The 26,039-nt window shown below is 56.8% G+C and carries 15 protein-coding genes and 1 pseudogene; 9 read left to right on the top strand and 7 right to left on the bottom strand.

Annotation, left to right across the window (positions count from 1 at the left end; genetic code table 11):
- Window positions 1-7 precede the first annotated feature (7 nt).
- The gene (locus K3729_13370) at window positions 8-1,375 is read left to right on the top strand and encodes an IS110 family transposase (GenBank protein ID UWQ98433.1); all 1,368 of its coding nucleotides are present in this window, start codon (window positions 8-10) and stop codon (window positions 1,373-1,375) included.
- Window positions 1,376-1,377: 2 nt separating this feature from the next.
- Window positions 1,378-2,265: pseudogene (locus tag K3729_13365) on the top strand (IS3 family transposase).
- A 366-nt stretch (window positions 2,266-2,631) separates the two neighbouring features.
- Here the strand turns inward: K3729_13365 and K3729_13360 are convergent.
- Complete coding sequence (locus K3729_13360; GenBank protein ID UWQ98432.1) at window positions 2,632-3,855, bottom strand: polysaccharide biosynthesis/export family protein; 1,224 nt, start codon at window positions 3,853-3,855, stop codon at window positions 2,632-2,634.
- 192 nt (window positions 3,856-4,047) lie between these two features.
- Between K3729_13360 and K3729_13355 the strand changes: the two genes are divergently transcribed.
- From K3729_13355 to K3729_13340, 4 genes are read left to right on the top strand one after another with little or no spacing between them, the layout of a single operon-like run.
- Window positions 4,048-5,265 carry an oligosaccharide flippase family protein gene (locus tag K3729_13355; GenBank protein ID UWQ98431.1) on the top strand — a complete coding sequence of 406 codons (1,218 nt, stop codon included), beginning with the start codon at window positions 4,048-4,050 and terminating at the stop codon, window positions 5,263-5,265.
- Between the two features lie 2 nt (window positions 5,266-5,267).
- On the top strand, window positions 5,268-6,191 hold the full coding sequence (locus K3729_13350; protein UWQ98430.1) for a glycosyltransferase: 924 nt from the start codon (window positions 5,268-5,270) through the stop codon (window positions 6,189-6,191).
- A gap of 14 nt (window positions 6,192-6,205) precedes the next feature.
- On the top strand, window positions 6,206-7,174 hold the full coding sequence (locus K3729_13345) for a glycosyltransferase family 2 protein (protein UWQ98429.1): 969 nt from the start codon (window positions 6,206-6,208) through the stop codon (window positions 7,172-7,174).
- Window positions 7,171-8,166 (top strand): glycosyltransferase family 4 protein, encoded by a 996-nt coding sequence (locus K3729_13340; protein ID UWQ98428.1) that lies wholly within the window; start codon window positions 7,171-7,173, stop codon window positions 8,164-8,166. The genes K3729_13345 and K3729_13340 overlap by 4 nt, the downstream gene beginning before the upstream one ends.
- Before the next feature lie 3 nt (window positions 8,167-8,169).
- Here K3729_13340 and K3729_13335 read toward each other — a convergent pair whose 3' ends face one another.
- On the bottom strand, window positions 8,170-9,465 hold the full coding sequence (locus tag K3729_13335) for an O-antigen ligase domain-containing protein (protein UWQ98427.1): 1,296 nt from the start codon (window positions 9,463-9,465) through the stop codon (window positions 8,170-8,172).
- 4 nt (window positions 9,466-9,469) lie between these two features.
- Window positions 9,470-10,906, bottom strand: coding sequence for a hypothetical protein (locus K3729_13330; GenBank protein ID UWQ98426.1), 1,437 nt, complete (start codon window positions 10,904-10,906; stop codon window positions 9,470-9,472).
- 490 nt (window positions 10,907-11,396) lie between these two features.
- On the opposite strand from K3729_13330, the gene K3729_13325 reads away from it, so the two are divergent.
- Together K3729_13325 and K3729_13320 are read left to right on the top strand one after the other, a co-directional pair.
- Complete coding sequence (locus tag K3729_13325; GenBank protein ID UWQ98425.1) at window positions 11,397-12,740, top strand: WecB/TagA/CpsF family glycosyltransferase; 1,344 nt, start codon at window positions 11,397-11,399, stop codon at window positions 12,738-12,740.
- A 187-nt stretch (window positions 12,741-12,927) separates the two neighbouring features.
- Window positions 12,928-14,811 carry a monovalent cation:proton antiporter-2 (CPA2) family protein gene (locus K3729_13320; GenBank protein UWQ98424.1) on the top strand — a complete coding sequence of 628 codons (1,884 nt, stop codon included), beginning with the start codon at window positions 12,928-12,930 and terminating at the stop codon, window positions 14,809-14,811.
- A 381-nt stretch (window positions 14,812-15,192) separates the two neighbouring features.
- Here the strand turns inward: K3729_13320 and K3729_13315 are convergent, their stop codons facing one another.
- The 4 genes from K3729_13315 to K3729_13300 form a co-directional block, all read right to left on the bottom strand.
- Window positions 15,193-18,393: a 4Fe-4S dicluster domain-containing protein gene (locus K3729_13315; protein ID UWQ98423.1), complete on the bottom strand. Its 3,201-nt coding sequence runs from the start codon at window positions 18,391-18,393 to the stop codon at window positions 15,193-15,195.
- Window positions 18,394-18,455: 62 nt separating this feature from the next.
- Window positions 18,456-21,746, bottom strand: coding sequence for an error-prone DNA polymerase (locus K3729_13310; GenBank protein UWQ98422.1), 3,291 nt, complete (start codon window positions 21,744-21,746; stop codon window positions 18,456-18,458).
- Between the two features lie 267 nt (window positions 21,747-22,013).
- On the bottom strand, window positions 22,014-23,777 hold the full coding sequence (locus K3729_13305) for a DNA polymerase Y family protein (protein UWR01057.1): 1,764 nt from the start codon (window positions 23,775-23,777) through the stop codon (window positions 22,014-22,016).
- Window positions 23,778-23,957: 180 nt separating this feature from the next.
- Window positions 23,958-24,590, bottom strand: coding sequence for a hypothetical protein (locus K3729_13300; protein UWR01056.1), 633 nt, complete (start codon window positions 24,588-24,590; stop codon window positions 23,958-23,960).
- 174 nt (window positions 24,591-24,764) lie between these two features.
- Between K3729_13300 and K3729_13295 the strand changes: the two genes are divergently transcribed.
- On the top strand, window positions 24,765-25,961 hold the full coding sequence (locus K3729_13295) for a DUF4147 domain-containing protein (protein UWQ98421.1): 1,197 nt from the start codon (window positions 24,765-24,767) through the stop codon (window positions 25,959-25,961).
- Window positions 25,962-26,039 lie beyond the last annotated feature (78 nt).

The following is a 26,039-nucleotide window of genomic DNA, read 5'->3' as shown; positions in this document are numbered from 1 at the left end:
ATCAAAGATGGCAAAGCAAAAGACCCGCAAGACCCCAGCGATCGAGACGGTGAACGTCGGCGCTGCGGCTGTTGATATCGGTTCGCGTGAACACATGGCGGCAGTCAATCCCGACGTGACGGACGCACCAGTGCGTGCGTTTGGCACCTTCACCCATGACCTGCATGATTTGGCTGACTGGTTCAAATGGCATGGTGTCACGAGTGTCGCCATGGAATCCACTGGTGTGTATTGGATCCCAGCATACGAGATCCTCGAACAACACGGCTTTGAGGTCATTCTGGTGAATGCACGTTATGCCAAGAACGTGCCGGGTCGTAAGACCGACGTCAGTGACGCCAGTTGGTTGCGACAGTTGCATTCTTATGGGTTGTTGCGCGGCAGCTTCCGACCATCTGCCGAGATCGCCACTCTGCGGGCGTATCTGCGGCAGCGAGAACGGTTAGTTGAATACGCTGCAGCTCATATCCAGCACATGCAGAAGGCCCTGATGGAAATGAACCTCCAACTGCATCATGTTGTGTCTGACATCACTGGCATTACAGGGATGAAGATCATCCGTGCGATTGTCGCGGGCGAACGTGATTTGGACGTGTTAGCCGGGTATCGCGACGTACGTTGCAAGGCTTCAAAAGAGACAATCAAAGCCGCGCTCAATGGGAATGATCGCCCCGAACACATCTTCGGGCTGACCCAGTCGGTCGAACTCTATGACTTCTATCAGGCCAAGATGCTGGAATGTGATCGCCATCTTGAGGCGACGCTCGCGGCATTGGGTGCAAATACCGAACATGATCCCAGTCAACTGCCACGCCCGCGCACAAAGACCAAGCAAGTCAGCACGCCTTCGTTTGATGTCCGGGCCGCGCTGTTTGGTGTCCTTGGTGTTGATCTGACCGAGATCCATGGGATGGGGCCATCTTTGTCACTCAAATTGGTTGGCGAATGCGGTACTGACCTACGCGCCTGGCCGAGTGCCAAGCACTTCACGTCGTGGCTCTGCTTGGCACCGGGTAACAAGATATCTGGCGGTAAGGTGCTGTCATCGCGGACACGGCGATCATCCAGCCGCGCTGCGGCGCTACTTAGGTTGGCCGCTGTCACAATCGGGCGTAGCGATACTGCTCTAGGGGCTTTCTACCGCCGACTGGCAGCACGGGCAGGCAAGGCTAAAGCCGTCACCGCGACAGCGCGTAAGATTGCAGTTTTGTTCTACAACACTCTCCGACACGGCATGACCTACAGAGACCCCGGCGCATCCCATTACGAGAAGCGATACCGCCATCGCGTGCTCGGCAATCTGAAGCGTCGCGCCAAGTCGTTTGGGTATGATTTACACGAATTGCCACCGGAGGCTGACATGGCTGTTTCTTAGGAAGCCACCCAGTTCTTTGCGGGCCTAAAGCAATGAAGTTTAGGTTCATCGAGGAACACAGAGCCAACTTCCCGGCCAACCGATTATGCGATGTTGTTGGCGTCAGCACTCGCGGGTTGCGGGCCTTCCGCAGCCGACCTGCCAGCCGCAGACAGCGGTCTGATTTGGTCACACTGGCTCATATCAAAGAACAGTCGCGTCTGAGCTTAGGCAGCTATGGCCGCCCGCGCATGACCGAAGAACTTAAGGAGATCGGTTTAGATGTCGGGCACCGCCGTGTTGGCCGTTTGATGCGCCAGAATGGCATATCTGTCGTCAGAACCCGTAAACACAAGGTTACGACGGATAGCGATCACAAGTTCAATATTGCGCGAAACCTATTAGATCGTGACTTTACGGCGGATCAACCAAACCAGTAATGGGCTGGTGACATCAGCTATGTCTGGACGCGCGAGGGCTGGTTATATCTGGCCGTGATCTTGGATCTTCATTCCCGACGCGTCATTGGCTGGGCTGTGAGTAACCGCATGAAGCGTGACCTCGCGATCCGAGCGTTGAAGATGGCCGTCGCGTTCCGGCAACCACCCAAAGGCTGCATCCACCACACAGATCGTGGATCGCAATACTGTTCCCATGATTATCAGAAGACCCTGCGCCAACACGGCTTCAGGGTATCTATGAGCGGCAAGGGCAATTTTTACGACAATGCAGCGGTCGAAACGTTCTTCAAAACCATCAAGGCTGAACTGATCTGGCGGCATCCTTGGGAGACGCGGCGGAAGGCTGAGATGGCCATCTTCGAATATATCAATGGCTTCTACAATCCGCGCCGCCGACACTCAGCACTGGGCTGGAAAAGCCCCGTCGCTTTCGAACGGAAAGCGGCATAAACGAGCACTTGGGGCGGCACGAAAGCGCGACAGGTCCAATTCATTCTTTCCTCAGTAATGGCGCACAAAAATTGATGGGGTATTTTTTGTGGTATCTTTTTTGATTGTTCGTTTTATATTAAAGTATAGTAGTAGTTTAGGTGGATTGTGGGGCGGACTGAGCCTCCGCCACAATCACTTTTGATGTGAATGGATAGAGCCGCATTGAGCGGCTTTTTTCGTTTTTGTCATGAGTGACGGGGGCATTGCGCAAGGCCTTTACCGTAACCGCGTTTGTCGATGATGCGTCGAGTTGGGCCCTGCAAAGTCCATTATACCGATGCCTGAAATCCGGGAAACGGATCGCCAGTTCCCGATCCGCCGCTTTTAGTTGATGACGTAAACAGCCGCTGAAACGACGCCGAATGCGGCCGCAAGGTTGCGGAAGCTGACGGTCGCGCTGTCGTAGCAGGAAATCGAATCTTCCGGCATGATGTAGGGGTTAAATTCGTCTCGTTCCGCATCGCGCAGCAGGTCTTCGATGGACCGATCAATGACCACAGATTCGCCGGTGATCGGATTGCGGGAAAACAGAACAGCGCGCCGGTTGGCATTGGTCAGTTTGGATCCACCAACGCAGTTCAGGCCAAAGACGGCCTGCAAGAACCGCGTCCCGTACCGCATATCCCGCGCATCCGGGACCGCTGCTGGGTTATTGGCAAGCGCTGTTTCGGCAAGGTTCGACAAAAAGACTTTGACGCCCGGAGGGGTGACAGAACTTGGAACGACCAGTTCATCTTGGAAACACTGACGAGACGGCACTTCGACGCGGTCACCGGCAATCAGAATTGGATCTGGAAAGGCGCCGCCGCGCGGGGCTTCCCGGATATCGTAGACGGTGCGGTCCCCGCCGCGAATGACAACAACTTTGGAAAGGTCGGCATCCGGACGGATACCACCCGCGTTGCGAAGCGCTGTCGACAGGCGACGTGACGCGGTAGCGGCACCCAGTGCCTGCTGGCGTTCAACGTCGCGGGTTTGGGCATTGGCCCCGCCGACAATCACCTGACGTGGTTCAAAAACGGCACCAGCCACAAAAACAGTGGCTGCGGCATAATCCTTCAGGATCACCGAAACACGTGGTTCGATGGTGTAAAGTTCGTCAGCGATCAATGCGTTGGCAATGGCCGTTTCGACGGAACGTGGACTGCGCCCGGCTGCAGGAACAGAGCGCAAGAAGGGGATACGCACATTTCCATCTTCATTGATCACATATGTGTCCGAAAGCGTTTCGTCTTCTTCAATGAAAACCTGCAACAGATCGCCAACAGAAAGCACCTCAGGACTGCCACCTGTAATGGACCCGATGCCAGCCGTTCCTTTTCCATCATAACTGTCGTTATCGGAAACCACCGCGCCATCCGTACATTTGAGCATATCAAGATACGACGACCTTGTGACCTCGGCACCACCTGTGTCGGGACCGCGATAGCGGGCTTGATAGGCTTGGCCGGCGTCAACGTCTTCGCGGTTGCCTGGAACCGTGTGCGATGCACAGGCCGCCAATAGGCACGACATCGCGACAATCATAATCAATCTGGTCGTCTGCATGTATTCCGCTCGCACGCTTTTTTCTTACCCTAACGTAGGGACATCAAAACTGCGAGGGAACTCAGCATACTTGGGTCTGAACTATCCGTTTGTATAGGAAACGGTGCGGAATCGCCACAAGACCAACCTTACAGACATGCGATTGAATCGAATGCTTATGATAAATCTGGCTGTATTAACCACGAGGATATTATGCCAGACAATCGCCACTTTTTGACGTCGCTCCTGACCAATGGTGCATCCGAGATCATCCAAAAGATTTCGCGCATTGCGGTTGTGATCGTCGTGGCGCGTGTCATGGAGGCAGAGGCCATCGGCCTTGCCGCAGCTGCGATTGCCGCAGGCGACATCCTGAAATCACTCACGGAAACCGGGGTCGTGCAGCGGATCATCGCCGCACCTGACAAAGCGCTGCCCGCGGTTGTAACCACAGCACGTCGCTTGTTTCGTTTATGGTGCATTGGGCTGTTTGCTGTCCAATGTCTGTTTGCTGCGGGAATTTGGTTGTGGTCAGGCGGAACCCTGATCCCACTTATGATCGCTCTTTTGGCATTGGAATACCTCGTGATGCCAGCCGGAATTGTACATTGCGCGCTGGCCATGCGAGCGGGGAAACTGACAGGCACTGCAGGTGTCGCGGGGGGGCAGGTTGTCTTAGCGAACATCCTGACTGCCGGACTTGCAATGGTGTTTCCTTCCCCGCTTGCGTTGATTTTACCCCGCGTTCTGACGGCGCCGGTCTGGCTGATCGGGATGCGCCGTCTGCACCCTGACGTGCCAGCACCGGTAACGGACGCGGCACCCGTCAGTCACTTCGTCGGATTTGGCGCATGCCTTTTGGGGAGCGAAGTGATCAAAACCCTGCGTTTGCAGGGGGACAAGCTGGTGATCGGCGCGACGCTGGGGGCCGAAGCCCTTGGTATCTACTTTTTCGCGTTTAACGCAGGTCTAAGCCTTGCGACGTCAATCTCGAAAGCTTTTTCGCGCGTGGTGTTTCCCACAATCGCCGCCGCTACGAACCGCGCTCGCGCGACAGGCGAAGCGGTTTGGTTGGGGCTTTTGTTCACAACCCCAATTGTCATCCTGCAAGCCTTGGCGACACCCTACTACGTGCCGTTCTTGCTTGGGGAAGACTGGGCCTACATTTCACCAATCGTATCGATCCTTTGTCTGGCTGCGATCCCGACGATGGTTTGGTCCGGGACCGCGCAATGGCTGCGGGCCGAAGATCGCGCGCTGACCGAACTGGCCGTCACAACCGGCCTGACGGTTTCGCTTTTGACCGCGACATATTTCCTGTCTCCGCTGGGCCTTGAAGCGATTGCCTGGGGCTACCTCGCCATTTCTTGTTTGGTTCAGCTCGTCGCAAGCGTTCCATTGTTTCTATCAATTCGCCGAATGGAGGCCTGACTATGCCGCGTTTTTCTGTTGTTATCGCTTGTTATAATGCGACCGAAACGCTAGCGGAAACGCTGGCGTCTTTGCAAAGCCAGGACGAACAAGATTGGGAAGCGATCTGCGTTGATGACGGATCGACCGACGCAACCCTCGACATGTTGCACGCCGCTGCGGCGTCTGATCCCCGCATTCACGTGATCGGCAAGCCCAATGAAGGTCCAAGCATTGCGCGCAACGTCGGCGCAGCGTCTGCAAATGCGGACTGGATCGCGTTTCTCGATTCAGATGATATATGGGTACCGCAAAAACTGTCACATATTGCGCAGGTTGCCGCGACTTCCCCCGAGGCAGACGGTATCTATGGGCGCATCGCATTTTTTGAGGACAGCAGCGCTGCGGATACGACTACATCAACGGTCAAAGCGGGCCAGACATCCCTTGAAGACCTGTTGGGCGAAAATCCGGTTTGCACCTTGTCGAACTTGTGTGTGCGCCGTGCGGCTTTCCTTGAACTAAAGGGGTTTCGCGAAGACATGCGCTACAGCGAGGATCTTGAATTCTTGGTGCGGTTCGTAGCGTCCGGCAAAACGCTGGTTGCGACGCCCTTCGTTTTGGTGCGGTACCGTGCCAGCAATAATGGACTGTCGGCCAACCTGATGCAGATGCACGAAGGTTGGCGCGAGGCGGTTGCGAGCGCGGGGCATGAGATTGCCGATGCACAACGTGATCGCGCCGAAGCCCTGCACCTGCGTTACTTGGCGCGTCGCGCATTGCGTCTGAACATCCCGCCCAAGTCGGCGTTTCAGTTGGCTTTGGCGGGTTTCAAACTGTCTCCGCTCGCGTTTCTGGGCGACGGTCATCGTGGTCCCGCGACGTTTGTGTCTTGTCTGTTTGCCCCACTTATTCCGGCGCCGCTGCGTCGATCATTCTTTGCGTAAAAGGTTGTTTTGTTATGCCCCATGTCAGTATCGTTGTTCCCGCGTTCAACACGTTAAAAACGCTTCCTGAAACAGTGTCTTCGCTGCTCGCGCAGACTTACACAGATTTCGAAATCATCGTTGTTGATGATGGGTCCACGGATGGCACTGCTGCGTGGGTCGAAGCCCAGCCTGATCCGCGGGTCCGTTTGTTTCGCCAAGTCAATCGCGGCCTCGCTGGTGCGCGCAACGGCGGTATCATTGCGGCAGAAGGTGAATTGATCGGCTTTTGTGACGGTGACGATCTATGGGAACCTGAAAAGCTGGCAAACCACGTGGCTTATTTGGCGGATCATCCCGAAATTGGTGTGAGCTATTCAGCGTCTTTGCTCGTTGATGAAGCAAACCGCAGCCTTGGGATCATCCAAGCGCCGCGCACAGCTGACGTTGCCGCACATCATATCCTGTTGCGCAATCCGGTCGGAAACGGGTCCGCACCGGTCATTCGTGCAGCAACGCTGCACGACATCGGATACCAGCCCAAGGGCGACGTGCGCATGTGGTACTTCGACGAGAACCTGCGCCAATCCGAAGACATCGAATGCTGGATACGTATCGCGTTGACCACCGCTTGGGGATTTGGCGGACTGTCGGAACCGCTGACACGATACCGCATTGTGTCGGGCGGGTTGTCCGCAAATCTGGACAAGCAATTTGCGACGTGGACCAAGATGGCTGATAAAGTACGCATGATCGCGCCCGAATTTGCCCAAAAATGGTTGCCAGCAGCAGAGGCTTATCAGCGTCGGTATCTGGCCCGCCGCGCCGTCAGCCTTGGCGACGGAAAAGCCGCCCTGCGCCTGCAAATGCAGGGATTTGCGAAATCATTGCATCCGTTATTCTTTGAACCACGCAAAACCATCAGCACTTTGGCGGCAAGCGTTGTCATGGTGCTGGGTGGCAAGCGGCTGATTGATCGGGCATTGCGCAAGGCCGCATCATGATTCGGTTCTGCCATCTGATCGACGACACCAGCCCGGGCGGCGTCATGCGCATGCTGGACTTTATCAAAGGGTCCGCGCAGATGACCGCCCTTGGAACGCATGACATTCTGACAACGCCCGCCGGACCGACCGTACCACCCAAAACAGATGCGGACGTGATCGTGTCGCATATCGTTTTGTCATGGAAGAATCTGCCGTTTTTCGTAGCCCTGCGTGCCCGCAATCCCAAGGCCACGCTTGTTCACGTTGAACACCACTACAGTGCCGCCTTCGCGCAAGCCGAGGTGAACCACCCAAAACGGTTCCGTGCAATGTTGCGCATTTCCATGGCTGTGTTTGATCGCGTTATTACGATTAGTGAGGCGCAACAGGATTGGCTTGTGAGCGGCATTGGCATCACGCCCGAGGCGCTAACCCTGATCCCGTCCTGTGTCGCGCTAGACGATTTTCTGGCTGTCGCACCGACAGCTGGTCCGATCACACGGATCGGTGCAATCGGTCGGTTGCATGGGCAAAAGGGGTTTGATCTGTTGATCCCTGCTTTCAAGGCTGCGGCTTTGCAGGGTGTCCAGCTGGATGTCTTCGGGGATGGCCCTGATCGGGAACAGCTACATCAGTTGGCTGACGGCGATCCGAACATCGTGTTTCATGGCCATGTCGCGGACCCAGTTGCGGCGTTACGCTCCGTTGATGCCGTGGCGATGCCGTCGCGGCGTGAACCTTATGGCCTGGTGGCCTTGGAAACGATGGCTGCGGGACGGCCTCTATTGGTATCAACTGCGGACGGTCTACGCGATCATGCGGCATCTGGTGCTGTTGCGGTGGACACGTTTTCGGTCGCGGCTTGGGCCGACGCGCTGCGTATGCTCTGCGATATGCCGGATCACGCGCGTGCGCAGGCAGCCAGAGACCGTGTGGCGCAAGCCGAGATGCGTTTTGCCGAAGGGTGGGGCGCATTGCTGACCGATGCAGGTCACGCGCCAGCCTGTTAGGATCTAGGCAGGCTGGAATTCGGGGGCAGGCGCAGACGGGCTGATCTGTGGGGCCCGTTCGGCCATCTCGCGCAGGTGGATGCCAAGCAACATCAGCGCAGGCCACATCAGATAGGCTTCGATTTCGATATTCTCGCCCATCGACAAGATCAGAAACACGATCATTATCCCAAGCGGTAGACGGCCCTGCGGATGAACTGCTGCGTCCTTCAGCGTGATGCAAAGATGGACGGCGAACGGCACAGCCATCGCCAGAAAGCCGACCAACCCCTTCACAAAGAGCAGGCCCCACCACGTGTGATGCGACCCGATTGGCATGTATTCAACGATATGTGTGCCGGAGGCGACTTTGCCGTGGCCGAACCAGAATGCTTCCGCTTCCCACCGTTCGTGTGCGATCCTTTGTAAGGTCTCGCGCACACGCGTGCTGTCAGCACGTGATGATTTGAATGCGGACCAGAAGCGGGTGATCGCGTTGTTCAGCGGTGTCCAGAAAACGGCCATTGATCCTACGATTGCAGCACCGATCATCCACGCCCAAGTCCGCAATAGCAATGGCATCATGCGGGGGGCGACGCTGGCCACGACCAAGGCAACAAGACTCATCCGCGATTTGGACAGCAGTATCATCGCGACGCCAGCCAGACATCCGGCAATCAACCAGCCGCGATGTTTTTCCTCTAGGGCGAACAGGACCATGATTACACCGAGCAGACCGGCAAACGGCGACCAAGGCGCGTAGAACTGCCAACGCGGTGTCCAAGTGGACGGGTCCAACGTGTAGAAATAGACAGTGAAATATTCTGGCCCTGGGCCGCCAACGGCTTTGAGCGGGGACGTGAAGATACGTTCGGGCAGGCCAATCATCGGTGCCACAAATAGGATTGGCGTGATGATCAACGTGATCAATGCCAATCGGCAATGGGCACGGATCAACACGTCACGATTGATTTGAAGAATGGCACCTGCAAATGGGAACAGCGCCAGCAGGGCCCAGCCTTTCGCCCAGCCGATGCTGGACTTGATTGTCCCTTTCAAACCTAAGTTCCAGTCAAGGTGACCGACCCAAAGCGCGACAAGCATCACGCTCATTCCTGCGATCCAAAGCCAGATCATCGCGGGAATAGGACCGGTCGGGCGCAGGTCTTCGCGCATGGCGGGGCCCAGATACAGGCCAAGGACGGCAAGTGCCCCCAAGATCCACGCAAGTACCGGACCCACGACATAGAGACTACCAAATGCGTAGAACCCCCAAGTCCAGACAAGCGTCTTTGACGCGATACGTTCGGGCAGGGTCATTGGGTTACACCGCTGGCCGCGCCAAAAGCTTGTCGATCATCGGGCGACGCAGCCAAGCCAGTGTCAGACCCATCAGGATCATCAATGTGGCTGTGATGCCTGCGGCAATCGCGATCATCGGCTGCGGGGATGTCGGGTTGATCGGCAATGAAGCATCGGCCAATACCTGAACCAACGGATAAGACGCGTAAACGTCCGACTTTGTTGTATCCACGCGGGCCAAGGCAGAACTAAACACTGTTTCCGCAACTTGATAATCGCGCGACAGATCATCAAGGCGCGACGCAAGCGGCGCCATGGTTTTTATACGCAGGTCGGCAGCATCACGTTGTGCGATTAATGTGGCTTCGGTGGTCGCAAGACTTTCACAAAGGCCTGCCAGTTCAACAAGTTCGGCAAGCAAAGCGCCGCGTGCGGGATCAGGTGACACGTCCAACGCGCTGCTTGCTGTCATTGCGTCGTTACCCAACAAAATCGCGCCACGTGACCGCATTTGCGCTTCTGCGCCAGACAATTTCTGGACTGCGTTAGTGACTTGTGGGTGACGTGGGCCAAACCGGCCACGGGCTAAAGCGAGCGTCGCGCGGTTTTCCGATAGTGTTCGCGCCAGTTCCTGGAATTCAGGATCAGCATGCAGCCGCAGGTTCGTCGCAGCCATTTGTGGTGACACGCCGAGTTTTTCGGACAGCGATATCATCTGCGCGTCAATCCCGCGACGCCGTGCAATGGTGTCATCCACCTTCAGGGCCAGCGTATCGCGTTCTTTTACAAGATCTTCGTAGTGTGCAAATGACACCAACCCACTTTCGGTTTGTAGCTTGGCGATCTGATTACGCAGATCATCTACCGCAGCCTCGTATCCTGAAAGTGCGTTCTGGGCGGATTCCTCGCGGCTGTGCAGCTCATCCAAACGAAGAATTTCGATTTCGTCCATGAAGACATCTAGCAGCGTTTTCGCGCGGAGCTGTGCTTCCTCGGGTGACGCGCCAACCATTGAGAAGTGGATCAATGATGTCTCGTCGACCAATTGGATGCGTGGTTCGCCAAAATATTGCATTGGCGTGTCCAGATCGGCCGCGGCTCTTTCCAACGTGCGGTTGGCGGCGAGCAGACGCTTGTACGTCTCTGTTGGACTGACGCGCGAAGACGAAAATGCAGAGGCGGCAGATGAAGACGCCTGACCCAATTCAGCAAGATTGACCGAAGACTGAGCACCTGATCCGGGCAGGATCAATGACACATCTGATGTGTAACTGGATGGCGTCAAACGGACATAGGCCGAAATCGGTGTCCAGATAGTGGCAGCAGCCAAACCAAACAGCATCACGTAGCGGGGCAATCGCCCTAAGTCTGTGGTGCGGCCGCCGCGCAGAACGCGGGCGCTAGATGGACGGTGGCGCGCAACAATGCGCAGGGGACGGAAACGTGTAGAACGGGACATGGGCAAATACTCCTGCCACACTTTTAGCGGGAGAGATCATAAAGTGCGCTATCGCGGACGGTCAGTTGGACTGTGCAGCGGGCTACCTTGCTATCCTTTTGTATAAAACTGTTTTCAAATTTGAGTCTCTCACGACAGGTTCTTGTGCAGTCGCATCAACGTTTATCGCTACCAGTCCCTCTGAATAGATGTGTGGCTATGCATGTGTATTGTTTCGGGCGCGGGATTGAGAATCAGATGCGCCAATGCGCTGAGAATCGGTCCATTGCGTTGCCTCGTGCGCGTAATTGATGGCGTAGGATGAAGGCAAAAGCGTATTCGCACAATTCGACTACGCGATCGGATAGTGCCGCCGATACTTGTGGTGCGCGTGCCTCTCGATTGCATGTGCGATGCTGCGTTCGGGACCTGCAGATGTCCCTTCGTGACGTCGCTTAAAGCACCTGTTTTCAGACAAATTGTCCTTAACGAAATCTTAAGGACGACTTTTATGTTACAGACTATATCCCTTTTCGGTTTGTCGCTCCTCAATGCGGACCGCGCTACAGCCGTTCAGCATCTCTTGGAGCGCCCAGGCCAGACGACCGCCGCCTTCTTGAATGCACACTGTGTGAATACGGCCGCTAAAGATAAACTCTATAAACGTGCACTGCGTGCCGCAGACGTTATCCTACCGGACGGGGCAGGGATCAGCCTCGCGGCAAAGCTGATTGGTCGTCGTTTGCGCGAAAACCTGAACGGCACCGATTTGTGCGAACCACTGTGCAGAGGCGCCGCTGCGCGTGGCATGTCGGTTTATCTTCTTGGTGCAGCCCCCGGCGTGGCCCAAGAAGCGGCAGATAACCTGTGCCTGAAAATTCCGGGCCTACAAATTGCTGGAGCGCAGGACGGCTTTTTTGACAGGGCTTATTCAAATGCCATGATCGAAAAGATCAATGCCAGTGGTGCGGACATCGTGATGGTCGCAATGGGCGTGCCGTTGCAGGACGTCTGGTTGTACCAGCACCGCAAATCCATCAACGCAAAATTGGTTATGGGTGTCGGCGCATTGTTCGACTTCAAGGCAGGCCGTGTCAGCCGTGCACCAGCCGTCGTGCGCAAAGCAAAACTGGAATGGGCTTGGCGTCTGGCCCTCGAACCACGCCGCATGTTCAAACGGTATGTCTTGGGCAACCCTGCGTTTGTTGCACGTGCCATGGTTCAGGCTGGTCGGACCCGCCGGATCACTGCCCCGGCCATGACGGTTTCAAAGCGCGCGCTGGATATTTCCGTGGCCTCTGTCGCACTTGTAGCGCTTTCGCCTGTGTTTGTTACGACCGCAGTGGCCGTGAAAATGACCAGCCGCGGCCCGGTCTTTTTCAAACAAGACCGTGTAGGTCACCGGGGCACATCGTTTTCCATGATCAAATTCCGGTCGATGTATCAAGACGCTGAGACGCGGCGTGACGCGTTGGTCGAAAACAGCGAACGCGAAGGCGTCTGTTTCAAAATGCGGGCTGACCCTCGGATCACACGCGTTGGCCGTTTCATCCGCCGCTATTCCATTGATGAATTACCACAGATTTTGAACGTCCTACGTGGGGAAATGTCGCTTGTTGGCCCGCGTCCTGCATTGCCAAGCGAAGTCGCGATGTATCCTGCGGCCGCGATGCGCCGATTGAATGCAATACCGGGGATTACGGGCATTTGGCAGGTTTCGGGTCGTGCCGACATCGGGTTCTCACGCATGGTCGCGATGGACGTGACTTACCTCCGGTCGAAATCGATCATGTTTGATTTGCTCTTGATGGGTCTGACAGTCCGCGCTGTTTTATCGGGGCGCGGGGCCTACTAGAAACCCCGTTCAGCACGGAATTCATCTAAAACGGCCATCCGCTTTGTCGGGTGGCCGTTTTGTGTGCAAGTTTCGGCGCAAGTTGAATTGCGCTGGGCGTCCCACTGGCCCATGCTAACCCTTGGCACATGTGAATGCGGCTCCGCAGGAACATTATGTCCACCGCAGGCATTGGGGGGCCGCAAACATGACCGCAGAATTTATGCTGATCACTTTCACCTTGTTTTTGGCGGGAATGATTGCCGTGCCGTTGGCGTCCAAGTTCGGACTTGGGTCAGTTCTTGGATATTTGATCGCAGGAATCGTCATCGGTCCGATTTTGCAAGGATTTGGCGTTGATATCGTAGCGCTTCAGCACTTCACCGAATTTGGTGTTGTGATGATGTTGTTCCTGATCGGTCTGGAAATGCAGCCACAGGTTTTGTGGGCCATGCGTGCGCGCATCTTTGTGATGGGGGGGCTGCAGGTCGGGCTGACAACGGCTGCTGTGATGGCCGTAGCGATGATTTTTGGACTGGCGTGGAGCATCGCGCTGGCGATTGGTCTGATTTTTGCCCTGTCATCCACGGCCATCGTGACCCAGACGCTAAACGAAAAAGGACTAATGCGGAGCGATGGGGGGCAGGCCAGTTTTTCAGTTCTTCTATTCCAAGACATCGCAGTGATCCCGATGCTAGCCTTGATCCCGCTGCTTGCCCTGCCGGAACTGCTTGGTGCGGCCGACCACGGCGATGATCATGGCGCAGGACACGGCGATGGTCACGCAGAGGCGGCATTGAACCTGAATATGGTTGAAGGCCTGTCGGGTTGGATGACTGCGCTTGTGACGCTTGTGGCAATTGCTGCTGTCATCATGGCGGGGCGTTACCTGACGGGGCCGATCTTTCGCTACGTGGCCAAAGCGCGGTTGCGCGAATTGTTTGTCAGCACAGCCCTGATGCTTGTCGTGGGCATTGCGCTGTTGATGACCATGGTCGGGCTGTCACCTGCGTTAGGAACATTCCTTGCCGGCGTTGTGATGGCAAACAGCGAATACCGGCATGAATTGGAAAGCGACATCGCACCGTTCAAAGGTATCTTTCTTGGCGTGTTCTTCATCACCGTCGGCGCAAGCATCGACTTTGGTCTGCTGTCCGCAAACTTGCCATTGATTGTTGGGCTGACTATCGGGCTGATCGCACTCAAATGCGGTATCATCCTTGGTGTGGCGCGCGTGTTCAAGATCGAAAGCGGTGACAAATGGCTGTTCGCACTGGGATTGGCGCAGGCTGGCGAATTCGGTTTTGTGCTCGTGTCCTTCACAGTCGCAAATGGCGTCGTACCTTCGGACGTTGCTGATCTGCTGTTGCTGATTGTTGCGCTGTCGATGCTGCTAACACCTGCTTTGTTCATCATTTACGATCGGGTTATTGCGCCGCGCTATTCCCGCCAACAAGAACGACCCGCTGATGATATCACGTCGGATGCAAAGATCATTATTGCCGGTCATGGGCGTTTTGGCGGCATCGTCAATCGGGCATTGCAGGCTGCGGACTATGACACCACGGTTGTGGACTACAGCCATGAACAGCTTGAAATGCTCCGTGGTTTCGGGCTGAGCGTCTACTACGGCGACGCGACACGGCCCGATTTGCTGCACGCCGCTGGGATCGATGATGCAAAGGTTCTTGTGGTCGCCATCGATGGAAAGGAACAGGTCACAGAATTGGTCCGCCACGTACGTGAACACCACCCGCATGTTCACATCGTCGCCCGTGCCTATGACAGGTGGCATGTGTACGATCTTTGGGCCGTAGGATGCCGCGATATCATTCGCGAGACCTACGATAGTTCGGTGCGCGCAACGCGATCTGTTTTCGAAGCACTCGGGTATGAACGTGCGAAAGCCACGCAGTTGGTGGATGCCTTTCAAGACTTTGACCGGACCATGATGCTGGAACTAGCCGACAAATACGACATCGACGAACCGACTAATCCAGATGGGGCCTATGCGACTCTGGTCCGGGAAAACATGCCTATTTGGGAAAAGGATTTGAAAGCCGAAATTTCAAAAGTGCGAGACGACACTTGAATTGAATTTGAAAAAGTTCCCAATTTTTGAATTAATTAGAAAAAAGTTGCGGCGACGTATCGCTGTGACATTTTTGTACAATTCAGGCGTGTGTGTTGGGGTGTTTTTCTAAAAGGGATTTCGGAAAATCCTAAACTACCATATCCGTGAATTGCGCAATTTTTCTGCGTAGTGTTGAAAGTTATCGAGTATGCATATTCTGCAAGCGGGTGTCTTTGCCTTTTTAGTTACGATTAGTTTCTCTCTTTTTGGGATAAATGGCACCCGAACTCTAATTAGTGTTTATTTCCTAACCGCAGCGTTTTGGCTGCTGGTCATTGGTTTGATTTTGCTGGCGTTTAGGCGCGATCACCCGGATTGATGACGCGACCTTACTCGCCTTTAAAGGTCGATTTCGATCACGCCGTTTTCGTTTGCTGCACGGCTTTGGCACAAAATAACCCGTGTCTCGCGTTGTTTCGCAGAGAGTACAAAATCGCGATGTTCGACGTCCCCTGCAATTAAGCCACACTGGCATACGCCACACAATCCATCGCTGCATTTCACATCAATTGGCACGCCCGCGTCCTGCAAAATATCGGTGCCAGATTTATCCGCTGGCACGTTCAATTGACGGCCGTCTTTCAATTGAATGACAAAGGGATGGTTTTCGTAGTCGGGCACATCTGGCAAATTGAAATATTCGAGATGCCTGTGTTCTTCGGGGAATCCCGATTTGATCGCAGCATCCATGACCGCCGTCATGTAACGTTCGGGACCGCAGGTATAGACATGTGCGCCTGTCGGCGCATTCCCCAGGATAACATCAAGATCGGCACGGGTGTCGTCCGCGCTGAAATGCAGATGAACCTTATCGGCCCAAGGCATCGCAGCAAGTTCATTTAGATAACCGGCATTCTCGCGCGCAGAGCAGGAATAATGCAGCGCAAAATCGCGCCCCAGATCATGCAGCTTGTGCGCAAAGGCGATCATTGGCGTCACACCAATGCCGCCACCCATCAGGTAGCTTTTCGGCGCGTCCTCGTTCAGCGGGAAATGGTTGATCGGCTTGGAAATGAAAACCCGCCGTCCTTCGCTGAAAATCCTGTGCAGCAGCGCGGACCCGCCACGCCCTTGATCTTCGCGTAGAACGCCAATTTGATATTTACTGCGATCTTTCGGATCACCTGACATGGAATATTGCCGCAGCAGTTCGGGGGCCACAACGATATCCAGATGCGCGCCAGCCTGCCATTCCGGTAATTCACTGCCGTCGAGGGTCTCGAATTCATACATCGTCACACTGTCGGTCATGACCTCAACGCGTGACACGCGCACCGCAATCACGGGCGCATCAGTCGGCACGACATACCGATGGATATGGTCGGTTTCGCCCTTCGCCGATTTCAGCTTGTACGCGTCTGCGCTAATCATCGCGTGATAGGCCTCAATCCCTTTTTCGCGGTTCATGGGATCAGGATAGGGCCACGGATGTGGGGCCAATGGGGCAGGGTACACCGCCAGCGTCTGGTCTTCGAATTTCAAATCAAGATCGACCTGCAAATCGCGCGTATTCACCGGATCAGGCGTTGGTTTGTATCCGCCGTCTTCGTGCAGCGAAATATCCCACCACCATTTTTTCACGGGGTTCAGACCGCCATTGCCAACCATATCGTCGAGCTTGGCCAGCACAGGTGCCGCCGCCGGAATGTTGCTGGCGGCCCAACGGAACGGCGCCTCTGCGAACAGCCCCTCAAGGTTCCATGGGCAGGTCTTCATACACCGCCCGCACATCGCACCGCCGTCTGTCGTGATCCGGTAGGTGGCGCATTTTTGGCTGTCGGATTTCCAAATCTCGTAACCGTTGAACATCCGTTTCGGCCCAGCCGTAATCGCACCAGACGGACATTCGCGGGCACATTTGTTGCAGCTTTCGCAGAACGATTGCAGGCCAAAATCAATGGGCAGGTCGTGATCCATCGGCATGTCGGTGGTCACGGCACCCGATTTCAAACGCGGCCCGAGGTAGGGGTTCAGGATCACCTCGCCGATCCGCGACACCTCTCCCAAACCAGCAAGTAACAGCAGCGGCGGTTGTAGCACTTCGCCGTCAATCACCGTGTGCGCCTTCGCCTTGTACCCGAGGTTGCGGATATGCTGCCCGATCACGCCGCCAATGAGCGAGAACCGCAGATATGCCCGCATCGACTGCGCCACAGCGATCCAATCATCGCCGGATGACCCATCCATTGTCTCGAACCCCTGATCAATAATCATGCTAATCGCTTGATCATGTGTGGGATTAATCGGCGTACCAATCGCGTCATGGCTATACCACGCCCATTCGGGGCAGCGCGATAGACCGACCGCATCTGCGCCCAAAAAATACGACGCCGCTTTGATATTCGCGGCATTGCGTTGGGCGTCGGTCGGGCGATGCACCGCGCGCGAGTCCCCGTCTTGCAGCAATGTGAACGCGCCCAAAGCACGCCGTTGCGCGGCGGCAGGGGCGGCTTTGCGCACATGCATCCCGCCCTTCATCGCGTCCTGCGTTTTCTTGCCCATGTCGCCAAATTGCGCCCGCGCAAACAGATCACCACGTTTCGGGACGCGGGCGACATTGGGTTCGTCGATATAGGTAGTCGGGTCGGCCACGCGTTTGAGCTTCTCGAACGGATGCGCGCCTTCCGCATAACGACGGCTGGCGTATGGATCGCGGTTGAACGCCGATTTCTGCGTGCCGTAACCGGTCCACCACGCAGGGCCTTGCGTTTTGAACCACGGTTGATCTGCCATTGCGGCAAGCGGTTTGTCGTGCGCCAAAGGCATGGTCGTGGTGATTGCAGCAAGACCAAAGCGAGTGCCGACCCAAGGGGCGACCAACGTGCCATTTTCAATCGTGGCAAGCCCTGCCGCAACCGCACAGCGTTGCAAATCCACGTCCGACGTTGTGGCGGTATGGGCGCGGGCATCCCATCCCAGCAACCGAATATAATTCGCGAGAACCGTCGCGGTTTCGGTCGCACGCAGACAGGCACGATGGGCCTGCGCATCCTTGATCCAGTCGCTGCCCGGCTCGTAGGGATCAGGGTCGCGGTGGTATTCCTGCAAGAACACAAGCGTCGTTGTGTGGTCCGTAATCGGGACGGGGGCGGCCTGCATCGATTCCTTCAGATCGGCCATGATCATGTCGATACCAGCGGCCAATGTCTTGGTCTGGCGGGTCTTCAACGCTTCGGCCAATCGGGCAATGTCGGGGTTGCGTGTCGGCGTGGCTAGACGGCAGGCATCGGTCAGTGGCCCAATCCCCACCATGCTCGCATCCGAGAAATACCCAAATGATTTCAGGTGGTTCGCGCGTTCCATCAAGTCTACGGGAATATCCGCGACAGTGCTATTCACGATCCCGCCGCGAATGGCATCCATCATCGCCTGAAATTCACCCATCGCATTGACGATGCTTTCGGGGTCTTCCGGTCGATGAAAATCGAGCGGGGCCAGCGGGGCGATATCCAGCGGCGGCATTGCGTCGACACGGGCGAGCCGTTCGGATGGATAAACGCCCAAATGCGGGGCGCGTGACTTGTCAGAGAAAATCTTCATGAGCCTGCCTTGTTGTTGGCGGCAGAAGACAGAAATTGGACCGCAGTGGCAAGACGAAACCTTTAATGAAAATCGCGGCTTTTCGGGATGATACGAACATTGCGCGGATGGGTGCGCGGTTCTGGTGCAGGTTGCTTTTGGTCGCCATCCGCGTCGTGCCCTTCAGGGGCCAGCCGCATCAGCGCATCGGTCCGGTCCACCAGATGTTGGGCGACCACATGGATCACATCAACGTCGCGCTGCACGTAGCCTTCGATCATCAACAGCCGCGATTGCATGACGGTTTTGCGGTAGGCCTCCATCATCTTGGGCCAGACGACAAGGTTCGCCACACCGACTTCATCCTCAATCGTGATGAAACACACGCCCTTCGCGGTGCCCGGTTTCTGGCGGATCAACACGAGGCCGGCCATCTTGACCTTCTGCCACGGGCGGGCGTTTTTCAGCTGTGCGGTATCCATAAACCCCTGTTTGCGCATGGATTTGCGCAAGAAGGCCATCGGGTGCGCCTTTAACGACAGGCGCATGGTCTGGTAATCGGCGACGACCTGTTCGCACACAGGCATCACGGGCAAGGGCACTGTGATCTCTGCGCCCTCATCGCGCGTATCTTGGAACAATGGTAGATCAGGGGCATCGCGCAGCGCCTTGGCTTCCCACAGCGCCTGCCTGCGGTCGATGAACATGGATCGCATCGCGTCGGCTTCGGCCAAGCGGCGGACAATCGGGGCCGTGATCTTGCTGCGTTTTTGCAGGTCGGGAATGTCTTCAAACGGCCGATCACGGGCGTGCATGATCTTTGCGGCGGCATCCGCACGCAGACCGCCAATCTGGCGTAACCCGAGACGCACAGCCCAACCACCCGTGGATTTTGGTTCCAACGTGGTGTCGAAATCCGAGAAATTCACATCCGCAGGCCGCACCTCGACGCCATGGTCTTGGGCGTCGCGCACAAGCTGTGCAGGGGCATAAAACCCCATCGGCTGGGAATTGAGCAGGGCGGCACAAAAGACATCCGGAAAATGACATTTCAGCCACGACGACACGTAAACCAACTGGGCAAAGCTGGCGGCATGGGATTCAGGGAAACCGTATTCGCCAAACCCTTTGATCTGGTTAAAACAATTGGCGGCAAATTCCGGATCATAGCCACGTTCGACCATCCGCCCGACCATCTTATCCTCGAGCAACCCAATCGTGCCTTTGGACCGGAAGGTCGCCATCGCCTTGCGCAATTCATTAGCTTCTTTGGACGAGAATTTCGCAGCATCAATTGCGATCTTCATCGCCTGTTCTTGGAAGATGGGAACGCCGAGGGTCCGGCCCAAAATCTTTTTCAATTCCTGCGGATCATGCGGGGCGGCGGGGGCAGGGTACGAGATCACCTCTTCCCCATTTCGACGGCGCAAATAGGGATGCACCATATCGCCCTGAATAGGACCGGGACGGACAATCGCGACCTCGATCACCAGATCATAAAACGTACGTGGACGCAGGCGCGGCAGCATGTTAATCTGGGCGCGGCTTTCCACTTGAAACACCCCGATACTGTCGCCTTTGCACAGCATATGATAGACGCGCGGGTCTTCTTGGGGGACGGTGGCAAGGGTCCATTTTTGATCGTAATGGGCTTCGATCATGTTGAACGCCTTACGAATGCAGGTCAGCATCCCAAGCGCCAGAATATCGACCTTGAGTATCCCGAGCCGGTCGATATCGTCCTTATCCCATTCGATAAAAGACCGATCCGGCATCGCACCATTACCGATGGGCACCGTCTCTGTCAGCGCCTTTTCGGTCAGGATGAACCCGCCCACATGCTGGCCCAAATGGCGGGGCATCCCGATCAATTGCTGGGCCACGATGATCGTGCGGCGCAAAATTGGATCAGACAGATCAAGACCGGCCTCTGACACATGACTGCCATCGACATCTTTGCCCCACGACCCCCAAATGGTTTTCGATAGCGCACCGGTGACATCCTCTGACAGGCCCATCACCTTGCCCACCTCGCGAATGGCGGAACGAGGGCGGTAATGGATCACAGTGGCGCAAAGCCCCGCGCGATGACGGCCATATTTGGCGTAGATATGCTGGATGACTTCTTCGCGTCGCTCGTGTTCGAAATCGACGTCAATATCGGGCGGTTCGTCGCGGTCCTCTGAAATGAACCTCTCAAACAAAAGCTGATGCTGGGCCGGATCAACAGCCGTGATGCCAAGCACATAACACACAGCAGAATTCGCGGCGGAACCACGGCCCTGACACAGGATCGGCGGACTGGCCTCTTCGCGCGCATAACGGACGATGTCGTGGATGGTCAGAAAATACTGGGCGAGCTGCTTTTTCTCGATCATCGCCAGTTCTTTGAGGATCGTCGCGCGCGTTTCGTCAGGTATCCCATCAGGATACCGGCCCTGCGCACCGTCCCACGTCAGCTGTTCGAGATAGGCCTGCGGGGTCATGTCCGTCGGGATCACCTCCGACGGATATTCATAACGCAACTCATCGAGGCTGAAGTTGATCTGATCGGCCAGATCGCGGGTGGCGCGGATCGCGTGGGGCCATTCAGTAAATAGGCGGATCATCTCATCGGGGGATTTGAGGTGACGTTCGGCGTTGGGCAGCAGTTTGTAACCGGCTTTAGCGATAGTGGTCTTCTGGCGAATACAGGTCATCACGTCCTGCAATGGGCGACGCTCAGGGGCGTGATACAGGACGTCATTTGTGGCCAGAAGGGTCAGTTTGTGCTGATCCGCCAACGCATCAAGACGGTTAATCCGCGCACGATCATCGCCGCGATAATGATAACTGGCGGCAATATGTGTAAGCGCGGGCAGGGCGCGTTTCAACTTGGGCAGGCTGCGGGCAAAGCGGGACAGGGCCTTGGGGGGAACTGCAATGACGACAGATCCGCCAGTGTGGGCGGCCAGATCGGCCAGCGTGAGATCGCACAGCCCCTTGGCCTGCCACTGCCCATCGGCATCATGCATCCGGCCCTTGGAAATCAAGCGACACAGCTGACCGTAAGCTGTGCGGGTCTTGGGGTAGACGAGAAAGGCTTCGCCGGTTTGCAGCACGATCCTTGTGCCAATGAACGGACGTAACTGACAGCTTGTGGCTTCAGAAAAGATGCGCACGGCACCTGCAAAACTGTTCCAATCCGCGCAACCCAGAGCATCATAGCCTAACTCCCACGCCGTGGTGGCCAGATCCACGGCATCCGAGGCGCCACGCAGAAATGAAAAGCAGGTGGTCAGGGAAAATTCAACAAAGGGGCAGCGGGGATTGGGCGTATAAATACCATCCAAAGGGACGGTACGGCGCGGAATGGCATGGTCGTTTTCAGGCATCGTCTATGTCTGGGTTTGCGCCTGCGGCGAGCGGGGAGGGGGCGCTGCCCCCGCCTTCGGCTCCCCCGAGATATTTGGGACCAAAAGAAGAGCAGCGTTCCGCCACTATAAAAGATGGCAGAACGCCTTCTTCCGGTACGGCCATCGGCGCCTCCGCCTGTTCCGCAGCTCTAAGATATTCGGTTAAGGTTAATGTTCTCCTAATTCTTTTGGTCGCAAATACCTCGGGGGGTGTGGGGGGCTGGCCCCCCATCGCTGGTTGCGTCATCACGCAAAGACTCCATGTACAAACCAACGTGGTGTTGTACCTCGATAATCCCCCAGTACCCCGTGCCGATAGAGCCAGAGCCTGTGCATGAGCTGGTCTTCCACATTGTAGTAATCGCGCAGCCGTGTCCCTGGCATATCCTGCCACCATTCCGGCGCGATCCTTTCGGGGCCTGAAAACCGGACGACACGTCGCGTGACCCGTCGCCAGACGAATTGGGCCGGGGGCCCTTCGGGGACTGCGTAGAGCACGCGGATTTCTTCGGGGGGATCAAGCAGCCGTGCGGGCCGTTTGGTCCGCATGTTGCTTGTCGTCTGGGCGTTTTGGAGTGCGGGTTGCCAGACTTCGGCCCGTTCAGGCAGGTGGCTGGCGTGGTGGGTTGGGCGTGTGACCGCATGTGCCCCAAGCCGCGCTGTGAGCCGGTCCAGAAGTTGCGGGAGGTCTGCTCCATCCTGCCCCTTTTGGCTAAGCCCCGGTTGGCGTTGCTGCATGGCTTCGACCATCGTGGCCCCAAGCGTGATCAGATCGAAACCAAACCCCGGATTGATCCGTTCCAATTGATCATCAAACAGCCGCAGCAGGTGATTGGGGTCACGGTTGGCTTGGGCTGTGGCCACGTCGATGTGGCTGACTTCACCATCCGTGCGGAATACCCGCACTTGGATGCGCCGTGCCCCAAATCCTGCCTGGGTAAGCTGGGCGCAAAGATCTTTGCACAGCGCGGGCAAGTGCGGCGTTGGGTCTTGCACAGGCTCTGCCAGATTAGCCTGCACCACAAAGCGTGGTGGATCTTCCTGCGCGCTGACCGGTTCGGCAAGGGCACCCATCATCTGATCAAGCCGCAAGAGCGGGTTGGCGATCAGATCGGCCCGACTAAACCGTCGTGCCAGTGACACGCGTGGGACAGCCATCAGGTCGCCCACCGATTTGAGCCCCAACCGGTTGAGCAATTGCACGGTGTCCCCCGTCAACCGCAGGGCGCGCACGGGCATGTTGGACATGCGTGTGGCCAGCGCGTCTGCTGTACAGACTTCACGCACCCCGCCAAACCGGCTGAGCGCCCAAGACGCCCCATGGGTGGGGCTCACCGCGAGATTGGCGGACAGGCCAAGTCGCGCAAACCGTTCTTCCATATCGCGCAGCATTGCGGCCTCACCGCCCCAAAGGTGGTCGGCCCCCGTGGTGTCCAGAACCAGTCCTGCGGGGCCGTCGATGGCCGTCCACGGACACCAGCGCCGTGCCCAGAGCATTAGTTTTTCCAACGCCTTTTGGTCGCCGCCGATGTCTGCAAAAGTCACCTTCAGGTCGGGGCATAGCGCGCGCATATCGACGACGCGGGCCCCGATGTGCACACCTTCGGTTTCGGCAGCCCTATTGGTGGCGTGGATGATTGGTCCGTGATGCCCTTCGGTGGCGAGGGCTGCGGGGATGTCTTCAGGGGGCGCTTCGTTTTGAGTGGCGGCCCAACGCGCCCAGCGTTCCATGGCAAAGCGGGGCAGGTGGATCGTGGTGATCCTGCGTGTCAGTGTTGGTTTGGCTATGCTGGTGTTGGGCTGTGTGACTGCGCCTGCGGCGACACCCACCCGCCCAACCTTTTGCGCAAGACGCTGGGGGGGCGGTGATTTTGGCGCACCGATAGGGGTGAAGCTATCGGGATCACTGACCCATGTGGTGTCTGTACTGTCCTGATTTGCGGGGCCAGCTTTTGTGTGGTGGTCAACGGCCATCGCGGCTCGCAGCGCCTCTATGGCATGTGCGAGCATATCCGGATTGGTCCGGGAGGGAGTGTGCCCTGTCGTGCTTTCGGCGGCGGTGTCTTTGGCTTTGGGCGGCGAAAAGGGCAGGACAGGCAGCTTGTCCTTGGTTTTCATCTTTGATCTTTCCGTGTGTTATGCGGGTTTGATGCCTTCGGCGAAGATATTTGGGGCCAAAAGATGGGGCGGTTACGCCTGCATTGCAGGTGTTTGTGCTTGGTCTTCTGCGGTACCGTGCTGCAGTACCAATCCTGTGCTGTCATCATAATGCGCCACCCATTGTCCCGGTGCGCGCCAGCGTGCCCGAAACAGGTCCGCTTGCCACAGCGGTTGCCCCGGTGCCCGATTGTCGTAGGGCAGTGCCATGCTGGGCAAGCTGCTGACTGTCCAGCGTTCGCGCGCGGCACTGAGATTGGGATGGGCTGCCCTGCGGATCAGCCATGCGGGCACGGTGTTGGCTTCCGCCCTGAGTGCGAGCCGTTTTGTTGCCGTGAAATCGAGCGCTTGCGGGTCCCCCCAGACTTCCCCGATCACACCGCATAGATCGCGGCAACGCAGACCTTCTTCCATCGCCCATAGCACGTCGATCGCCCGACTGACGTCCACGTGGATGATGTCGCGCACCGGATAGAGCCCCGCCAGATAAGGACGTCCCGCTTCGCGTCGTGACAACCGGTCCTGCACCCATAGCAGTGGTTTGTCGGTGCCATGCATTTGCGCCAGTGCAAATCCCGTTGGTGCCCCGTCCACGACTGCTGTGGCAAAGATTTCCCCAAGCGTCGCCTGTTTGCCCGCATCCTTTTGTGTATGCCGGTTTTGCATTTGGGTGGATGACGGTGATGGGTGGGGTGGGCACTGCACGAAGGCTCCAATGGTTAATGTTCACATTTTGTTCTTATATGGCGAGTCGTCTTTTGCGTCAAATGTTTGTGCCATGAAGATCTGATGACTTGTGTCCGATCTATCCTGACGTAAGCTGCGCAAAAGGGGATCAAGATGACGCATGTACGTGACGAATTAATGGCTGTTTTTACCGCAGGTGTAGCGGCTGCTGACCCATATGCCGCTGTTTCAAAACATATATCTGATGTAGCACCGCCCGCGTTGATCATTGCTGTGGGCAAGGCCGCAGTGCAAATGGCCCGCGCTGCATTGGACGTTTTCCCGAATGTTCCAACGCGTGTCGTCACAAATTATGAAAATGCAGTCGATCTGACAGGTGCCGTTATCATGGCAGCAGGTCACCCTGTGCCGGATGCAAACGGCGCTGCAGCCGCTGATGCCGTATTGGCTGATCTTGCCGCCGCCACAGGTCCCGTACTGGCATTGATTTCCGGCGGTGGGTCGGCCTTGCTGCCCGCACCCGTGGATGAGGTCAGTCTTGCGGATAAGGCGGCGCTGAATGCGCTGCTGCTTGGGGCAGGCCTTGATATCACGCAGATGAACCTTGTCCGCCAGCAGGTGTCCAAGATCAAAGGTGGCGGGCTTTTGGCGGCGGCTGCCCCGCAATCGGTGACGGCCCTGATCCTGTCGGATGTCGTCGGCGATGATCTGTCGACCATTGCCAGTGGCCCGACCGCTGCCCCTTTGGGCACAGCGCGCCAAGCCGTGGCGATCTTGGAGAAAGCAGGCATTTGGGGCGATGTACCACAGTCGATCAGGGCGCATCTTGAGAAAGACGTCCCGGCTGCGGTTTTACCGAAACATCACAATGTGTTGGTCGGATCAAATGCGCTGAGCGTTGATGCCATGGCGGCCAAAAGGCCTGACGCATATGTGCTTGATCCGGTTGAGGGCGATGTCGCTGATGCGGCGCGTGAGATTTGTGATGCTGCCGGACCAGGTGTCACGATCTGGGGCGGAGAGACGACCGTGCAGCTAAAGGGCACAGGGCGCGGCGGGCGTAATCAGGAATTAGCGCTACGGATCGCCCTTGAAGCGCGGGCGCGCGGCTGGACCAACTGGTGCTGTTTGCAAGGTGGATCGGACGGGCGTGACGGGCCGACAGATGCGGCGGGCGGTTTGGTGGATCACGGAACACTGGACCGGATCGCGGCGGCTGGTGGTGATCTGGACGCGTTGTTGGCAAACAACGACAGCTATGCTGCATTGGCGCTGGCGGGTGATTTGTTGATCACAGAGGCCACGGGGACGAATGTCGCTGATTTGGGCGTTCTGATTAGACAGGGGTAGGGGCGCTGCCCCCGCCTGCGGCTCCCCCGGGATATTTAAGGCCAAAAGAAAGGGGCCAGCGCTGTGACGCGACTGGCC

The sequence above is a fragment of the Rhodobacteraceae bacterium S2214 genome (assembly GCA_025141675.1).
Taxonomy (GTDB): Bacteria; Pseudomonadota; Alphaproteobacteria; order Rhodobacterales; family Rhodobacteraceae; genus Yoonia.
This window is presented reverse-complemented; position numbering and strand designations above follow the sequence as displayed.

Excerpts from the sequence above, each read along its gene's own strand:
- K3729_13370 (UWQ98433.1), top strand. The coding sequence starts at position 8 with ATGGCAAAGCAAAAGACCCGCAAGACCCCAGCGATCGAGACGGTGAAC.
- K3729_13360 (UWQ98432.1), bottom strand. The coding sequence starts at position 3,855 with ATGCAGACGACCAGATTGATTATGATTGTCGCGATGTCGTGCCTATTG.
- K3729_13355 (UWQ98431.1), top strand. The coding sequence starts at position 4,048 with ATGCCAGACAATCGCCACTTTTTGACGTCGCTCCTGACCAATGGTGCA.
- K3729_13350 (UWQ98430.1), top strand. The coding sequence starts at position 5,268 with ATGCCGCGTTTTTCTGTTGTTATCGCTTGTTATAATGCGACCGAAACG.
- K3729_13345 (UWQ98429.1), top strand. The coding sequence starts at position 6,206 with ATGCCCCATGTCAGTATCGTTGTTCCCGCGTTCAACACGTTAAAAACG.
- K3729_13340 (UWQ98428.1), top strand. The coding sequence starts at position 7,171 with ATGATTCGGTTCTGCCATCTGATCGACGACACCAGCCCGGGCGGCGTC.
- K3729_13335 (UWQ98427.1), bottom strand. The coding sequence starts at position 9,465 with ATGACCCTGCCCGAACGTATCGCGTCAAAGACGCTTGTCTGGACTTGG.
- K3729_13330 (UWQ98426.1), bottom strand. The coding sequence starts at position 10,906 with ATGTCCCGTTCTACACGTTTCCGTCCCCTGCGCATTGTTGCGCGCCAC.
- K3729_13325 (UWQ98425.1), top strand. The coding sequence starts at position 11,397 with ATGTTACAGACTATATCCCTTTTCGGTTTGTCGCTCCTCAATGCGGAC.
- K3729_13320 (UWQ98424.1), top strand. The coding sequence starts at position 12,928 with ATGACCGCAGAATTTATGCTGATCACTTTCACCTTGTTTTTGGCGGGA.
- K3729_13315 (UWQ98423.1), bottom strand. The coding sequence starts at position 18,393 with ATGAAGATTTTCTCTGACAAGTCACGCGCCCCGCATTTGGGCGTTTAT.
- K3729_13310 (UWQ98422.1), bottom strand. The coding sequence starts at position 21,746 with ATGCCTGAAAACGACCATGCCATTCCGCGCCGTACCGTCCCTTTGGAT.
- K3729_13305 (UWR01057.1), bottom strand. The coding sequence starts at position 23,777 with ATGCTCGCACATGCCATAGAGGCGCTGCGAGCCGCGATGGCCGTTGAC.
- K3729_13300 (UWR01056.1), bottom strand. The coding sequence starts at position 24,590 with ATGCAAAACCGGCATACACAAAAGGATGCGGGCAAACAGGCGACGCTT.
- K3729_13295 (UWQ98421.1), top strand. The coding sequence starts at position 24,765 with ATGACGCATGTACGTGACGAATTAATGGCTGTTTTTACCGCAGGTGTA.